This is a genomic window from Providencia sp. NPDC089933 (assembly GCF_049545585.1).
Lineage (GTDB): Bacteria > Pseudomonadota > Gammaproteobacteria > Enterobacterales > Enterobacteriaceae > Providencia > Providencia huashanensis.
The window spans coordinates 27,417-42,658 of the sequence record NZ_JBMWDT010000019.1; the positions used below are offsets into that span (position 1 = coordinate 27,417).

Here is a 15,242-nt window from a genome sequence, read left to right on the forward strand (position 1 = left end):
TGATTTCGCTAACATAGTGATATAGCGAAAAATAGTAGGTTTTATACAATGAAATTAAGGCATCTTGATATTTTTTATGCAGTCATGACCTGTGGGTCTTTAACTCGTGCAGCAGAAGTTTTACATATTTCACAACCAGCAGCCAGTAAAGCCTTAAAACATGCAGAGCAACAACTTGGGCTAGTGTTATTTCAGCGGATAAGAGGGAAATTGCTCCCTACTGATGAAGCCAATTTGCTGTTTGAAGAAGCCAAAGAAGTTTATCACAACTTAGAAAAGCTAAGAATTTTAGCACAAAACTTATCACGTAACCCTCAAGGTAAACTTGCTGTAGGGTGTCTCCCCAGCTTGGGGTTAAACCTCGTTCCCGAAGTAACGGCTCTGTTTATAAAAAAACATCCCAATATTAAACTGACCATAGGAACACATCACACAACAGATATTATGCAGTTATTAACTCAGCAAGACTTAGATATTGGCATAGGCTTCAACCTAAGTATTGAAGGTGGGATCACAATGCTGCCGATTGCTAATATTCCGTTGGTCTATGTAGACAGTAAACCACCATCACACTCACCTGTTTCTCTTATCGATATTGATCAACAGCGTTGGATACACCCTGGCTCAGATTCATTGGCCCAATTATTACAAGAACGCCATGAGTTTTTAGAGTCAAACATTAGCGTTCATACTTATCATATGGCAGCTGAATTCGTCCAAGCTGGGTTGGGGTGTAGCATCACCGATATTTTTTCAGCTGAGCATACCTTACCCGAATCAATGATTTACCCTCTCAAAGAAGATTTACAGCTCGCAGTCTCCGTCTTTCATCGTGCGGATAGACCATTAACGAAAGCGGCACAAAATTACGTCAATACATTGGCGTTAACTTTGGAAAAAAGGAATAAAACAGTTAACCAAAAGTTATACTCTGGTAATGAAAACTCAATTGTTTAGTTAACCTATTCACCGTTAAATAATAACTCCTTAGTGATTATTGGTTATAGAATATTATGGCTAAACATGTGGTGATTATCGGTGCCGGTGTGATTGGACTAAGTACCGCATATGCATTAATTAAAGCGGGGCAAACTGTCACGTTAATTGAGTCTGAAACAGATGTTGGAATGCACACCAGTTTTGCAAATGGTGGTCAGCTTAGTTATCGCTATGTGTCCCCACTCGCCGATGCTGGTGTGCCTTTACAAGGTTTGCGTTGGATGGGGAAAAACGACTCGCCTTTAAATTTAAAGATAACCCCGTCTGTGCACCAATGGTCTTGGTTAGCACAATTCACATTAGCTTGTAACCGAAAAACCAATAGAATCAACGGAGACCATCTTTTACGCTTATCATTATTAAGCCAAAATATGATGAATTTATGGCGTCAAAAAGGTGATTTAGGCGATTTTGCGTGGGAAAAATCAGGCAAACTGATTATCCACCGTGATTCGAAAAGCTTTCTAAAAGCCAGCGAAACCGCCGATAAACAATTCCAAAAAACATTAACACCCGCTGAAATCATCGAACTGGAACCCTCTTTAAAACATATACAGTCCCAATTAGTCGGTGCCATCTATGCCCCTGATGATGAAAGTGCTGATTGTTATTTGTTCTGTAAAAATCTCTTGCAATATTTGCAAACTCAACCGCAATTTAATCTTTGTTTACAACAATCAGTCCAATATTTCATTAAACAAGATAACCGTATTACAGGCGTAGCGACACACCAGGGAATAATTCAAGCCGATGATTTTATTGTTTGTGCAGGTAACGGCAGTCGTGAATTATTGAAGTCGCTCAAAATTAATGTGCCAATATTAGGTCTTAAAGGGTATAGCTTAAGTGTGAAATATCCACAAACAGAAAATACAGTACCTAAAATTAACGTGACTGATTACGGAAATAAGATTGTCTATGCCAAACTTAATGACCAACTCCGTATTGCTGCCATGGTCGATATTGGATATGACACGGCTGGCTTACGCGAAAATAGAATAAAAGCGCTCAAAAAAATCATAAAAAAAACCTTTCCTGAGCTACCACAAGTTGATAGCGCCGAAAGTTGGTTTGGTTTACGTCCATCAACACCTAAAGGACCCCCAATTTTAGGAAAAACTGCATACCACAATTTGTGGCTAAATATTGGTCACGGCAGTTTAGGTTTCACACTCGCTGCTGGTAGTGCAGAAATATTAACTAAACTTATTACAGAACAAAAATCACCTATTTCTTTAACTGGATTCACGAGGTAACTATGCCCATTAAACGTAATAACCCAAAACCACGCTTAGCTGATAGTGTTGAACATGCAGGCATTGTTTATTTATCAGGGCAGGTACCGAATGATTTAACTGGCGATATTACGCAACAAACTGAAGAAGTTTTTGCGAAAATAGATGCTTTATTAGCAGCAAGCAACAGTGATAAAACCCGTATTTTATCTGCTCAAGTTTGGATTAAAAATATGGCGAGAGACTTTTCCGCCTTTAATGCAGCATGGGAAAATTGGATGCCTGTAGAAAATAGCCCTGCGCGTGCAGCGGTTGAAGCTAATATGGCTCGTGACCAAGTACTTGTTGAGATTATGGTTATTGCTTCCCAGTCCTAATATACTTTAACTGTATACCTCGCTATCAATAAAAACAGTGAGGCCTAAAATTAAAGGCTCACTGTTTTTTCATCCAAGCCATGGTTAGGAAACTTTAGTTTTCAATATCACATGCTATTTAAGCTGTCGTCATCAACTTTTTCTTATCACATACCTGATTAGACAAATTCACCCCATTTTTATAAGCAACAATATCCGCCATAATAGCTAATGCTATCTCAGGGGGGGTTTTGCTCCCAATAGGAATACCAATAGGTGCATGAATACGCTTAATTTCATCGACTGACATACCGCCCGTCTCAACTAAACGCTCTCTTCGACGAGCGCTTGTTCTTACAGAGCCCATTGCACCAATATAGAATGCATCTGTATTTACCGCTTCCATTAATGTCAAATCATCGATCCGCGGGTCATGAGTTAATGAAACTATTGCACTATTAGGGGAACACCCCTTTTCTTCTAAATAACGGGCAGGAAATACAGGTATGATTTCTATCTGAGAGGGAATCTGCTGCGAAAAACGTGATAACTCATCATTTCTATGATCACAAATAATCACTTCAAAGCCTAAAGTGAGTGCAAAATTAGCACAATAAGCGCCAACTGTTGAAATGCCAGCAATAATCAGTTTTGGGGGAGCTGCAATGTATAATTGAATATCGTGACCATCTCGTTCTATCTGTGTTGAAAACTCAATATCCTTTACCGTATTAATCATTCCGGGCTGCGGCAATGTCACTTTTTTGATAATTGCAGAATAACCCAATAATGCATTTTGAATTTCGATTAGATAATTAAGTGATTTTTCATTATTTGGTAAATATTCTATTAAAACATCTAAACTCCCCTCACAGGGTAAATTTACTTTGGCTTCGATGCCACCTCGCCCATAACGTACGACTTGGCTGCTATCCGTATATTCAGTCTGTTTAATTCGTTGAATAAAGTCTTCCTCAATACAACCTCCAGAAAGCGAGCCTAAATACTGACCATCACTTCTTGCAACCAAAAGAGAGCCAGGGCTTCTAGGTGAAGAGCCATAAGTATTCAATACGGTACATAGCCAGATAGGCCCTTCTTTTATCCAAACAACCGCTTGAGAGATAACAGAAACATCTTCACGCAACATATTTGCTCCCTATTTGTTATCAAAACTTGGATAGTCAATGTCCTTAATAACATTTTTATCATTTATATCCATTTCATAAACAACATTATGGTGTAATAGCGATTTTGCACCTTCATCCCCCGTCAATCTAATTAAATCTAAATAGTATTTAGCAGATATCCCCACAGGATGACCAGGGCACCCCTGATATATAGGTCTTACTAATGAATGATATTTTAATTCATTAGCTACACATACAAATAACTCACTATTTATATATGGCATATCCGCCAAATGAATCAACCACCCATCTAAGTGCCATGTTTCTTTAACACCTAATGCGATAGAATCACCCAGCCCATCACTATTTAACAATGAAAATGAAATGTTAAATTGTAAGCAATTATTAATAACATCAACATTATTTGGGCGAGTAACCACATGAATCGGAAGCCCACTACCCATTGAATTATATAAAGTTTTCTCAAAAACTGTTTGCTTATCAAGCACGAGATTTAATTTACTTCCTTTACCTCCAGCCTTTTGAAAACGTTCACTTTTTCCTGCTGCTAATATTAAAATACCAATATTCATAGGTTACGTTATGTGTATATATATTTATTGCGTATCTCATAGATAAGGTATATTCAATAAGATAACAAGCTTTAGTTTTCATTAATTTGCTAATTATTAGTAGTTGAACAATAGTTAAATGGATATAGAATAAATATCAATGCAATTATAAAAATAAAAACACTGATACAGTAAAAATAAGTGTAAGGGTGTATTATGAGCAAAAGCAATGTCGAACTCTCCCGCAGACACTTTCTAAAATGTGCCGTTATTGCTGGGATATCTGTTTATTTAGCGCCTTTGTATAGCCGTGCCTTTGACGTGCTATTCGAGGAAAAAATCCTTCAATCTCCAGATTGGAATCCCGTAGATAAGCAAATAAAATTTCGAATTGATGGCTTTTCCAAAGTTCAAGGAGAAAAAGTATTTGCTCGAGATATACGCGCTCGCGATATCCCTCACTGGCCCAAAAAACAGGGTCATGCATTTCTACTTCGAGTTACTCAAGCCGATAAAATCTATCAAGGTTTTGACCTCAGTCGTCTTAAAGATGGGTTAATGCCTGATCGCCTTGTGACGGCAGCAGATTTAGAAAAAGATGGTGTCGCCTTCCCTGACTTTTATGGTGATGACATGTTGTTACCTACAGGGAAAACCCCCGCATATCTAGGTCAAGCGGTCGCTTTATTGATTTATCATGACTTCGCTAGATTTAACTTCGCGAAAGAAACGCTAAAATTCCGTGATGATATCATTCAATATGGCGCTTATACTGGCCCTCTCGAACGCAATCCTTGGGGAACTTACCGCGGTGTAAGAATTGGCGGAGAAACGCCTTATTCACCAGATGTATACTCTAGTCTAAAAGACATGCCAATTTCCCCTATCGGGATGAAAAAACATCTACCAGTTTGGCCCGAAGGGCGTGAAGGCGGAAAACTGGACGAAGAAGGCATGTTTTATGCTGATGAACTCGCCAAGCAGTTAGAAAACCCACCTGAAGATTGGCTAATTATTAAACGTAACTATTTCTCACAATCTATTGATACCGCAGCACTTGAGCCTGATAATGCTAATGGTTGGTATGATGCAAAAAACCAATCATTCCATTTAGTTATTCCAACTCAATCTCCTCAAGAAGTCGCAGCTTCGCTACCTGAGATGTTGGCAAAATCAAAATTTCCGATTAAACAAATTTTCTTACATCCTTGTTTTACCGTGGGTTATGGTTCCAAAGACCATGCACCATTTCCATACTATGGTGCTATGGCAACACTCTATGGTGATGGTGTACCAATTCGGTTAGCCAATGACCGCTATGAGCAATTTCAATCCAGTATTAAACGCCATGCTTTTGATATGGATTACACGTTAGCCGTTAATAAAAAAACCCACAAAATCGAAGCGCTTTCTGCATCATTCATTGGCGATGGTGGCGGGCGCTGTAACTTTACCCCTTCGGTTGTTATGGTCGGGGCAACTGGCGCCCAAGCAATCTACTACGTCCCTCGTAGTGATCTCTCAGCAGTCGGGATTGCGTCAAGGGCTGTAGATGCTGGCTCAGCTCGTGGCTATGGGACTTTGCAAGCAATGGCTGCCACCGATATGTTGATGGAAGAAGCCGCAAAATTACTGAATGCAGACCCTATAGAGTTTCGAATGAAAAACCTGATTAAATCAGGTATGAAAAATACCCAAGGCGCTATCCCTGGCGGCGCAATTCGTGCCGATGAAGTGCTATCCCGTTGCGCTGAGCACCCCATGTGGCTAGAAAGAGCCAAACGTAAAGCCGACTTTGAAGCAAAAAATAGTGGAAAACTATTTGGCACAGGTATTTCATGCGTACAAAAAGACTTTGGTACAGGAGCTGAATCTTCATTTGCCCGCGTCGAGCTAACTCCTGAAGGTAAAATTGCTATCTATCACAGTGGAGCGGAAATTGGCACAGGTATGTCAACCTCTCAGTCGGTGGTTTGCGCTAAATGGCTAGGTAAACCTGCAGAAGAAGCTCATTTTTCTGTCGTTGATTGGTCTGTATTGCCGATGGTTTCGAGTGGTAATCCATTCGCTATGTCACAAGAAGAACAGGAACGCTTAGCACAGAACCCTCTTTGGACACCTAATTATTGTTCACCAGCAAGTGCGAGTAATTCCGCTTATTACTTCACTCAAAGTACGAATGAAGCCGCTCGATTAATATTCGAATATGGTTTATGGCCTGCTGCGATGTCTATTTGGCAAGAAGGTATTGGTAATGGACAAGCCGCTCCTCTCGTTGTTCGACGTGAAGATGCGCGTTGGGTTGAAAATGGCTTAACCGCTAATGGATTAGAAGTACTGAGTTTATCTCGCTTAGTTGAACGAACTTTCCAAATGGGTGGGGTTACAGGCGCCGTTTGCCACGTATTTAACCGCTGGCAATGGGCTGAAGCTGACTTCAAAATTAATGGTGAGACACGTCGTTTATACATTGATGGTCTTTCTTTACGCTTTGCAGATCAAGATTACCAAGTTTGGCATCGTGAAAAAGCCTATTATCCTGACACACAACGTAATAATGCAGGTGTCACCTACTACAGTGCTGTTGCTACACTTTCTGAGCTCTCAATTGATAAGGCAACGGGACATGTTGAACTTCTAGATCATCATACTGTTGTTGAATGTGGCAACCTTATTGTACCTCAGCTTGTCTCAGGGCAGATCCAAGGTGGACTCGCGATGGGGATAGGCCACGCATTACACGAATATTTACCTCTCTATGAAGATGGACCGGGTAACGGAACATGGAATTTCAACCGTTATCATATGCCGTTAGCCAGTGATGTTGCCGTCTGGAAGCAGACAAATGAAATCCTACCGGGGCTTTCAGAAACAGATCCCCCTAAAGGTGTCGCAGAGGTCGTAATGATCCCTGTCGTTTCATCCATCGTTAACGCCATTGCTGACGCAACAGGACATCACTTCCTGCGCCTGCCAGTTCGCCCTGAAGACATCATAGAGGTAATATCATGAGCATAAATTTCCTTCCTCTCACCCTAACTATCAATGGCCAATCCTATGGACCGATAGATGTCCCTGCTGGCCTAATGATGATTGATTTCTTACATGAATACCTAGACCTAACGGGCTCAAGGCTCGGCTGTGGGCAAGGTATTTGTCACGCTTGTGTCGTGATATTAGACAACCCATCCGGTACAAGTGAAGAAATACGAACCTGCATCACAGGGGCTCATTTTTTTAATAATAAAAGTATTCGCACTATTGAAGGCGCTGCAACTAAAGAAGAAAACGGCGACATTACTTTATCCCCAGTGCAACAAGCTTTTGTTGAACACTTTAGTTTTCAATGCGGTTATTGCACCCCCGGCTTTGTTAATGCTGCAACTATTTTTATTGAGCAACTGCAGAAAAACCCAATTGCCGAAGAAGATTTAGAAGAAGCGATTAAACAAGCCCTTAATAATCATATCTGCCGCTGTACCGGTTATGTGCGTTATTACGAAGCCGTACGCGATGTGGTCCTCAGTACTCCAGGGTTACTCAAGGAGGCCATAAAATGATTAAACGCATTCTATTATGGCTTATAGCCATCATTGTTATCGTTTGGGCTGTGCTGTATTGGTACGAAAGCCGTACATTAGATGGCCCAGTGCAAAAAGTTACCGCGACAGCACAAGAAATCGAACGAGGCCATTACCTTACCCTTGCGAGTGACTGCGCTGCATGCCATACAAGTGCCAATGGCGCACCACTGGCAGGCGGTTTCCCTCTGGATACGCCATTCGGGACAATTTACAGCAGTAACTTAACGCCATCCGCTGATTTCGGTATTGGTCGTTGGACAAAAGACGAGTTCTATACCGCTTTGACTCAGGGTATTTCTCCCCCTAGCAAGCACCTTTATCCGGCCATGCCTTATACCTCTTATAAAGGAATAACGCGTGAAGATTCTGATGCTATTTACAGCTACCTCATGAGCCAACCTGCTGTCGATGTCGCCCCTCCTGAGAACGAACTGCCCTTTCCACTAAACCAACGTATGGCAATGATTGGCTGGAATTTATTGTTTTTTAACGATAAGCCCCTACCAAATAGTTCACAAGGTAGCTCTCCTGAATGGTTGCGAGGAAAGTATTTAGTCAATGTGTTAGAGCACTGCGCTGAATGTCATACTCCAAGAGGAAAACTTGGTGAAATGGATTTAGATAACTTTATGAAAGGTGGGTCTTTAGGCCGTTTTATGGCGCCAGATATTACACCTGAAGCTCTCGCAGCTCGCGGTTGGACAACAAAGGACTTGCAACAATTTTTTATGACCGGTATCGCTCCGCAAGGGTCTGCTTTCAGTGATATGCACCCGGTGATTTATCTTAGCTCACAACATCTCACACCTGAAGATAACAAAGCCATTGCGACCTATTTAATGGGCGACAACCCACCCGCAACTTCACCATTAAATATAGGTGAGGGTTCTCCACAGGGCCACCAAATTTACTTGGAAACTTGCTCTGGCTGCCATTCATACGATGGGGAAGGAAAACCTAATGTCGCTGTTGCGCTAAAAGGTAATTCAACGCTTCGTGATGTAGATAGTACTAATTTAATTAATACCATTTTGGATGGTTTACCTGAACAACCATTCCCAAATAACCAAAACATGCAAAGTATGCCTGGATTTGCAGGCCAACTTACAGATGAGCAAATCAGTGATTTGGTAAATTTCCTTCGGGTCCAATGGGGGGGACAACCCGCAGATGTCACCCCAGATAAAATTAAAGCATTACGTCAGTAACAACTAAAAAGCAGCTATCGAGCTTGTAGCAATATTAACAAGCTCGATAGTTCGCCACCAAATCAGCGCATAACAACCGATTCTATATCATTAAATACATGTTGATTTTATGTATTTATTAATAATATTTCATTTGATTTAATTAAATCATACCCCGATAAAACTCAGTGACTTTATTCAACACTGTCATATTAAGATGACTCTAACAATATTATTCACTTTCTTGAATAAATCCCTTTACTCATTCTTGATATACCTCTATAGATAACCTTACTATTTACATAATTTCTTATCTAACTTACTGAGCAATCTGATATTAATCATCAATTTTAGAATAGATATCATCGAAACAAAATAATATTACTATTAACAATTAAGATGAATTATTTATCTCCATCACTAATAAAATCTCCTAAGAATATAATCAGGGAGCACTAAATGTCGGGACAAATTTCTAGACGCAATTTTATCAAACTCGGAACCATTGCAGGTATTGCTGTTATGGTCGGTAAATTACCTTTTGCTAGTGCAATGGAGCTTGATTCAGATTCACCCCCAACAGATTGGATCGGTCAAAATGGTAAAGCTCGTTTTCGTTGGGACGGTGTGGAGAAGGTAACAGGACGCAAAAACTTTGCACGCGATTACCGAGCAAAAGATATTCCTGGCTGGCCTAAAAAACAAAGTTATGCCTTTATGTTAAAAGCAACAGAAGCGAATAAAACCTTTGAAGGCATCGACATTTCAATGCTAGGGCCAAATCTACAACCCGATAAAATTGTTTTGCAAGAAGACCTTATACGAGATGGTTTAAATATTCCTCAAGATACTAGTATGGGAAAAGGGTTCTATGGCACCAATATTTTAGTCCCTCTTGGTGAGACGCCCCCTATTATCGGCCACCCTGTTGCCATCTTAATTTATCAGGATTTTGATCATTTTAGTGCTGCACAACGAATGCTACGGTTTGCAACGAACACGGTAAAATACGGTGCCGTCACCGGCCCCAAACCGCCAGCTAACTATGGAGCAGCCCGTTACGTTCGCATTGGGGGTGAAACACCACTTTCCCCTTCCATTTTTTCTCCTTACCAAGATTCAGGAATTAAAGGCGGTTTTGATGGTAATACCCCCATTTGGCCCCCTTATGACCCTAAACATGCACTAACCATTCCACCTGTCATTCGAAAAGATCGCGGGGGTGGTTTTATTCAAGCCTTACACCAAGCAGAAAAACACCCCGATAAACAAGAAAAAGCCATGGATTACGCACGGCAAATTGAGCAAGAGGTCGAAGCTGCAAAACAGGACCCCAATAAATTTGTCATTGAACGCCACGGTTTTTCTCAGTCTATCGACCCCTGTGCTATGGAGCCAGATAACTGTAACACTTGGTATGATGCACAAACCAAAACACTGCATATTTTAACCGCGACACAATCACCTGCTGGTGTAGTAAATGCAGCAGCAGAGTTATCTAAATACAATAAACACTTTTCAGTCGAGAATATTGTGCTATTAACTGGCTCTACGGTAGGTTATGGCTCAAAAGACTATTCGGTTTTCCCGTTCTATTCTATGGTGGCAAGTTTCTATGCCGATGGGCTACCAGTACGTATGGCAAACGACCGCTATGAACAATTTCAAATGGGGATGAAACGCCATTCCATTGAAATGGATGTCACCATTGTGGGTGATAAAAAAACGGGTAAATTTGATGTATTAAAAGGTACTTATAACTGTAATGGCGGAGGTCGTGAAAACCTTTCCGTTGCCGTATCTCACGTTGCTGTCCGTGGAGCCCAATCGATTTATTATTTCCCTAAATCGGACTTAACAGCCTTAGCAATGGCGACCCCTGCAGTTGAAGCCGGCTCTATGCGTGGTTTTGGGTCATTACAATCTATGGCGGTCACCGAGTTAATGGTCGATGAAATCGCCCATGATCTTAACATTGACCCTATCGAGTTACGCCGCCGTAACGCTATTTTAGAAGGTTATCCAAATACTCAAGGTGGTGTTATTGCAGGCGATCCTCGCAATGTAGAAATGTTAAACCTAGCAGAAAACCACCCAATTTGGGTCGAACGTAATAAAAATAAAGCAGAATATGAAGCAAAAAACCCGGGGAAACTCTACGGTGTTGGTTTTGCTCAAGTACAACAAGTTTACGGCTCAAGTGGCGTTCCTACTATCCTCTCCCTAGAATTTGACGCCAATGGCAAACTCACCATGCGCCATTGTATGCAAGAAATTGGTACTGGCGGCACAACCGCACAACAAGTGATGGTATGGCAGGCGCTGAGTAAAGCCCCTGATGTTGTCGAGTTTGGCGTCACTGAATTTGAGGAGTTACCCCTTAAAACCAGTTGGGCAGACCAGAAAAAACAAGATGAGTTATCTAAAACTGATCCTTATTGGACGCCCGCTCTTATCCCTGATATGAGCTCATCTAGTGGCGTTTACTACATTGGTTTCGGTACTCGCCAAGCCGGGCATTTTCTATTGGAAAACACACTCTGGCCTGCCGCAAAAAGTATTTGGAGTGAAGGTCCTGGTGGTGGAGCTTTCAATGGCTTAAATGTCGAATTCGCAGATATCCGAGTAGGGCCTGAAGGTATTGGCGGCGGAGGCATGAAACCAATTCCCTTCGACAAACTTGCAAAAAGAGCTCATGAAATGGGGTTAATTACAGGCGTCGCCGTACATGGATACTCAAGCTGGCAATGGGCTCGTGCAGAATTTGATATTCCTACTGTTGGCTTAAAAAACCTCCCTCTTGATGCGATATCTGTACGTTATGGTGATGGTGCATCACAAAAATTGAAAAAACAAATGACAACAGGCGGTTATCATTTCATTAAACGTAATATTGCCTACTACCCGCCGACACAGCGCGCAAAAGCCGACCCGACTACAGTGACGCCCGCATCCTGTTTAGTTGAGCTCAATGTCAATACCATGACTGGCGAAGTCGAGATCATGCGTCACCATATGATTATGGACCCCGGCACTATGATTGTACCTGAATTAGTATCTGGGCAAATCCAAGGTGGCACCGCAATGGGGATTGGTCACGCATTAATGGAAGAGCTCCCGTTATATGAAGATGGCCCCGGTAATGGAACATGGAATTTTAACCGCTATGTTCTGCCTCGAGCTAAAGATGTCGCCGTATGGCAGCAAACCATTGATTACTTACCGCCCCTTTCTGAGACCTCACCACCAAAAGGTATGGCTGAACTTGGAATGATCCCCATCTTACCAGCGACTAGTAATGCATTAACCCACGCTACAGGCAAGCGTTTCTACGAATTCCCGATTACGGTTGATAAAATTAAAAAGGCCCTCTCATGAATATCAAAAATGCCGTTCCGATTATTGAGCGCAAGCCATTAACACTGACCATTAACGGCAAAAAAATTGGTCCTATTGATGTCCCTGTTGGTATGCCAATGATTGAATTTTTACATGAATATTTAGACCTCACTGGTACTCACTTCGGCTGTGGGCAAGGGATCTGCCACGCTTGCACCATCATGGAAATTCAACCCGATGGCTCAACGATTGAAAGCCGCACCTGCATCTTTGGTGCTCATTACTTTAATCATAAAAATATTGTCACCATCGAGGGGCAAGCTAAACTTGATGAACAAGGCAACGTCATTGAATTAACACCAATCCAGCAAGCCTTTATCGAAAACTTCTCTTTCCAATGTGGGTATTGTGCCCCTGGTTTTGTCACTGGCGCGACGGTATTTCTTGATAAGCTCAAGAAACACCCAATTAAACGCGCAGAGCTAGAACATGCAATAGAAGAAGCTCTCAACGAACATATTTGCCGTTGTACCGGCTATGTACGTTATTATGAAGCGGTGAGAAAAGTTGCTCTCGACACCCCCGGCTGTGTAATAGACTAAGGGGAAAGACAATGACTAAATCTAGCTCCATACGTAAAACGTTCTATATCATCATCGTAATATTCATAGCGCTTATGCTTGCTATCCTATTCGGTGCATTTCGAACCTCAAGTATCGCAACTAATATCGATAAACCACTGACCTCAGAAGAAATCGCAAAATTACTGCCTAGAGGCCAAGAATTGGCAACAGCAGGAGACTGTTTTGGTTGTCATTCTTTGCCTGAGGGGCCGCTAGCGGCAGGAGGACGAGCCATTGAAACGCCATTTGGGACCATTTATTCCACCAATATCACCCCCGACAAACAATTCGGCATCGGTAACTATACGCGTGCCGATTTCCATCGAGCATTAAAAGACGGTATTGGCAAAGAAAGAGGGAACCTCTATCCTGCGATGCCTTTTGTCTTTACACATATGACAACATCAGAAGATATTGATGCCTTATATGCTTATGTGATGTCACTTCCTCCCATGGCGGTGCCAAACAAAGAAAATACGGGGGTTTTTGTCCTCCCAGTTCGTCCGTTTATGAACTTTTGGACACTACTGAACTTCCCGAAACGAAATGCACCACATGACCCGCAACGTTCTGCCGAATGGAACCGCGGTGCTTATCTTGTCGAAGGGTTAGCTCACTGTGGCGCCTGTCATTCACCACGTAACCTTATGATGGGCGTAGAGTTTTCACGTTCACTTCAAGGTGGAGAGGAAGCAGGTTTGGCAATTCCTAATATTACTGCCGCAGCACTGTCTAAGCATGGTTATGATACTGCCTCACTAAGCCAATTTTTACTCACAGGTAACGCACCACAAGGCTCTGCTTTTGCAGATATGAGCACTGTCACACACTTTTCCACTAGTCAGATGAAAAAAAGTGATGTCGATGATATGGCTATTTATTTAATGACCGATAAACAAGGAAAAGTACTTGGCAAAAAAGAGCCGCCAGCTCCACTTCCTGAAGCTAATAGCCAACAAATGGCTGATACCGCAGGGACTATGGAGCAAGGGCGTCTGATGTATATGTCGAGCTGCGCAGGCTGTCACGGCATCACAGGGGAAGGCGTTCCTAATGGCATTCCAGCCTTAAAAGGTAACGCTATTTTAGCAATGGATAGCCCCGAGACTTTTATAAGTGTGGTATTAACCGGTATCCCGACAACAACGTTCCCTAATGGCCAACGTATGTACGCCATGCCAAGTTTTGCAGATGATTTAACATCACAAGAGATAGCCGATTTAATTTCATGGGCGCGAGCCGAATGGGGAGGACAAAGTACCCCTGTTACCGTTGAGCAAGTTGAAAAGCTGAAAAAGGCAGCGCAATAACCAACAAAGCCCCTTAATACGAACTTAAGGGGCTCAAATTGCCAGTCATAAGGGTGAATTCCCATATTGGATACATTTCTTATCTTGTTTATCGCAACCATGACGAAAGCAATTTACTGCCATATGCATAAAAAACTTAAGGCACCCCGATAAGAACAACTTTTATGGGTTAAGCGCTTCAATTCGTGAGTAAGTTAGCTGCACTTTACACGCTAGCATTACATCCCCCATTCCGGTTCCACCGAGTAATGCATCTGCCTGACGTTGGCACTCACTAACTCTAAATGCAAGGAAATCATCCTGCGATTTTTTTAATGATGTAATCGCCTGTGTCGTCGCAGATGAATTCAACTGTTTTAGATGTGTTTCATTGTCGGTAAGTGCTTGCTTCATTAGCTCATCGGCTTTATCTAATTTACTTTGCAAACAAGCTTGAACCGCAGTTCGTGGAGCATCTGCAATTTGCTCATAGCATTCTTTGAGAGGGCCCTCTGTGACTTTAGTATCTGGGGTAGCATCAGCATAAGAGAATGCCGGTATAGCAATTGCCGTAGCGATAATTAGCGCTTTTGATGTGCTAAATTTCATGAAAACCTCTCAATTCGTATATGAATTAACTTTTTAACCCATTCTAATATTAAGGTCTACACAAGTACCTGATTTATGGATTAGTCTTAGTTATTTTTGTGAACCTATATTTAAGCGATTCTTCGTAATAAATCCATTCTGGATAAAGGTCAGCGCCCATCCATAACCAGTTGATTAACATTAATAAAAAAATATTAGCTGAGATTTATCGTCTACAAATAACCATATACATTAAATTAATTTAGCTAGCAAAGCTAACTCCTTCCTCTAATATAATTCTAAACTAAATTGTTCTTGAATATAAAACAATCATAAGATA

General features: G+C 41.6%; 12 protein-coding genes. 9 read left to right on the top strand and 3 right to left on the bottom strand.

Annotation, left to right across the window (positions count from 1 at the left end; genetic code table 11):
* Positions 1–48 precede the first annotated feature (48 nt).
* From ACPEH5_RS20160 to ACPEH5_RS20170, 3 genes are read left to right on the top strand one after another with little or no spacing between them, the layout of a single operon-like run.
* Complete coding sequence (locus ACPEH5_RS20160; RefSeq protein ID WP_129467147.1) at positions 49–957, top strand: LysR family transcriptional regulator; 909 nt, start codon at positions 49–51, stop codon at positions 955–957.
* 56 nt (positions 958–1,013) lie between these two features.
* Positions 1,014–2,255, top strand: a complete 1,242-nt coding sequence (locus ACPEH5_RS20165; protein ID WP_042848911.1) for a D-amino acid dehydrogenase — start codon at positions 1,014–1,016, stop codon at positions 2,253–2,255.
* A 2-nt stretch (positions 2,256–2,257) separates the two neighbouring features.
* On the top strand, positions 2,258–2,611 hold the full coding sequence (locus tag ACPEH5_RS20170; RefSeq protein ID WP_042848912.1) for a RidA family protein: 354 nt from the start codon (positions 2,258–2,260) through the stop codon (positions 2,609–2,611).
* Positions 2,612–2,729: 118 nt separating this feature from the next.
* Here ACPEH5_RS20170 and ACPEH5_RS20175 read toward each other — a convergent pair whose 3' ends face one another.
* Positions 2,730–3,740, bottom strand: a complete 1,011-nt coding sequence (locus ACPEH5_RS20175; protein ID WP_206227348.1) for an XdhC family protein — start codon at positions 3,738–3,740, stop codon at positions 2,730–2,732.
* Between the two features lie 9 nt (positions 3,741–3,749).
* Complete coding sequence (locus ACPEH5_RS20180; RefSeq protein ID WP_042848914.1) at positions 3,750–4,313, bottom strand: nucleotidyltransferase family protein; 564 nt, start codon at positions 4,311–4,313, stop codon at positions 3,750–3,752.
* A 195-nt stretch (positions 4,314–4,508) separates the two neighbouring features.
* Here ACPEH5_RS20180 and ACPEH5_RS20185 point away from each other — a divergent pair, with 195 nt between their 5' ends.
* From ACPEH5_RS20185 to ACPEH5_RS20210, 6 genes are all read left to right on the top strand, one after another.
* Positions 4,509–7,304: a xanthine dehydrogenase family protein molybdopterin-binding subunit gene (locus ACPEH5_RS20185; protein WP_048608130.1), complete on the top strand. Its 2,796-nt coding sequence runs from the start codon at positions 4,509–4,511 to the stop codon at positions 7,302–7,304.
* Positions 7,301–7,852: a (2Fe-2S)-binding protein gene (locus ACPEH5_RS20190; RefSeq protein WP_129467145.1), complete on the top strand. Its 552-nt coding sequence runs from the start codon at positions 7,301–7,303 to the stop codon at positions 7,850–7,852. Before ACPEH5_RS20185 ends, ACPEH5_RS20190 begins: the two co-directional genes overlap by 4 nt.
* The gene (locus ACPEH5_RS20195) at positions 7,849–9,084 is read left to right on the top strand and encodes a cytochrome c (RefSeq protein ID WP_042848917.1); all 1,236 of its coding nucleotides are present in this window, start codon (positions 7,849–7,851) and stop codon (positions 9,082–9,084) included. The genes ACPEH5_RS20190 and ACPEH5_RS20195 overlap by 4 nt, the downstream gene beginning before the upstream one ends.
* 438 nt (positions 9,085–9,522) lie before the next feature.
* Positions 9,523–12,441 carry a xanthine dehydrogenase family protein molybdopterin-binding subunit gene (locus ACPEH5_RS20200; protein ID WP_210814507.1) on the top strand — a complete coding sequence of 973 codons (2,919 nt, stop codon included), beginning with the start codon at positions 9,523–9,525 and terminating at the stop codon, positions 12,439–12,441.
* Complete coding sequence (locus tag ACPEH5_RS20205; RefSeq protein ID WP_042848919.1) at positions 12,438–13,004, top strand: (2Fe-2S)-binding protein; 567 nt, start codon at positions 12,438–12,440, stop codon at positions 13,002–13,004. The genes ACPEH5_RS20200 and ACPEH5_RS20205 overlap by 4 nt, the downstream gene beginning before the upstream one ends.
* A gap of 11 nt (positions 13,005–13,015) precedes the next feature.
* The gene (locus tag ACPEH5_RS20210) at positions 13,016–14,335 is read left to right on the top strand and encodes a cytochrome c (protein WP_247603821.1); all 1,320 of its coding nucleotides are present in this window, start codon (positions 13,016–13,018) and stop codon (positions 14,333–14,335) included.
* Between the two features lie 162 nt (positions 14,336–14,497).
* Here the strand turns inward: ACPEH5_RS20210 and umoC are convergent, their stop codons facing one another.
* Positions 14,498–14,923: a lysozyme inhibitor LprI family protein gene (gene umoC / locus ACPEH5_RS20215; protein WP_048608137.1), complete on the bottom strand. Its 426-nt coding sequence runs from the start codon at positions 14,921–14,923 to the stop codon at positions 14,498–14,500.
* Positions 14,924–15,242: the final 319 nt, after the last annotated feature.

Coding starts and splice junctions, on each gene's coding strand:
- ACPEH5_RS20160 (WP_129467147.1), top strand. CDS start 49: ATGAAATTAAGGCATCTTGATATTTTTTATGCAGTCATGACCTGTGGG.
- ACPEH5_RS20165 (WP_042848911.1), top strand. CDS start 1,014: ATGGCTAAACATGTGGTGATTATCGGTGCCGGTGTGATTGGACTAAGT.
- ACPEH5_RS20170 (WP_042848912.1), top strand. CDS start 2,258: ATGCCCATTAAACGTAATAACCCAAAACCACGCTTAGCTGATAGTGTT.
- ACPEH5_RS20175 (WP_206227348.1), bottom strand. CDS start 3,740: ATGTTGCGTGAAGATGTTTCTGTTATCTCTCAAGCGGTTGTTTGGATA.
- ACPEH5_RS20180 (WP_042848914.1), bottom strand. CDS start 4,313: ATGAATATTGGTATTTTAATATTAGCAGCAGGAAAAAGTGAACGTTTT.
- ACPEH5_RS20185 (WP_048608130.1), top strand. CDS start 4,509: ATGAGCAAAAGCAATGTCGAACTCTCCCGCAGACACTTTCTAAAATGT.
- ACPEH5_RS20190 (WP_129467145.1), top strand. CDS start 7,301: ATGAGCATAAATTTCCTTCCTCTCACCCTAACTATCAATGGCCAATCC.
- ACPEH5_RS20195 (WP_042848917.1), top strand. CDS start 7,849: ATGATTAAACGCATTCTATTATGGCTTATAGCCATCATTGTTATCGTT.
- ACPEH5_RS20200 (WP_210814507.1), top strand. CDS start 9,523: ATGTCGGGACAAATTTCTAGACGCAATTTTATCAAACTCGGAACCATT.
- ACPEH5_RS20205 (WP_042848919.1), top strand. CDS start 12,438: ATGAATATCAAAAATGCCGTTCCGATTATTGAGCGCAAGCCATTAACA.
- ACPEH5_RS20210 (WP_247603821.1), top strand. CDS start 13,016: ATGACTAAATCTAGCTCCATACGTAAAACGTTCTATATCATCATCGTA.
- umoC (WP_048608137.1), bottom strand. CDS start 14,923: ATGAAATTTAGCACATCAAAAGCGCTAATTATCGCTACGGCAATTGCT.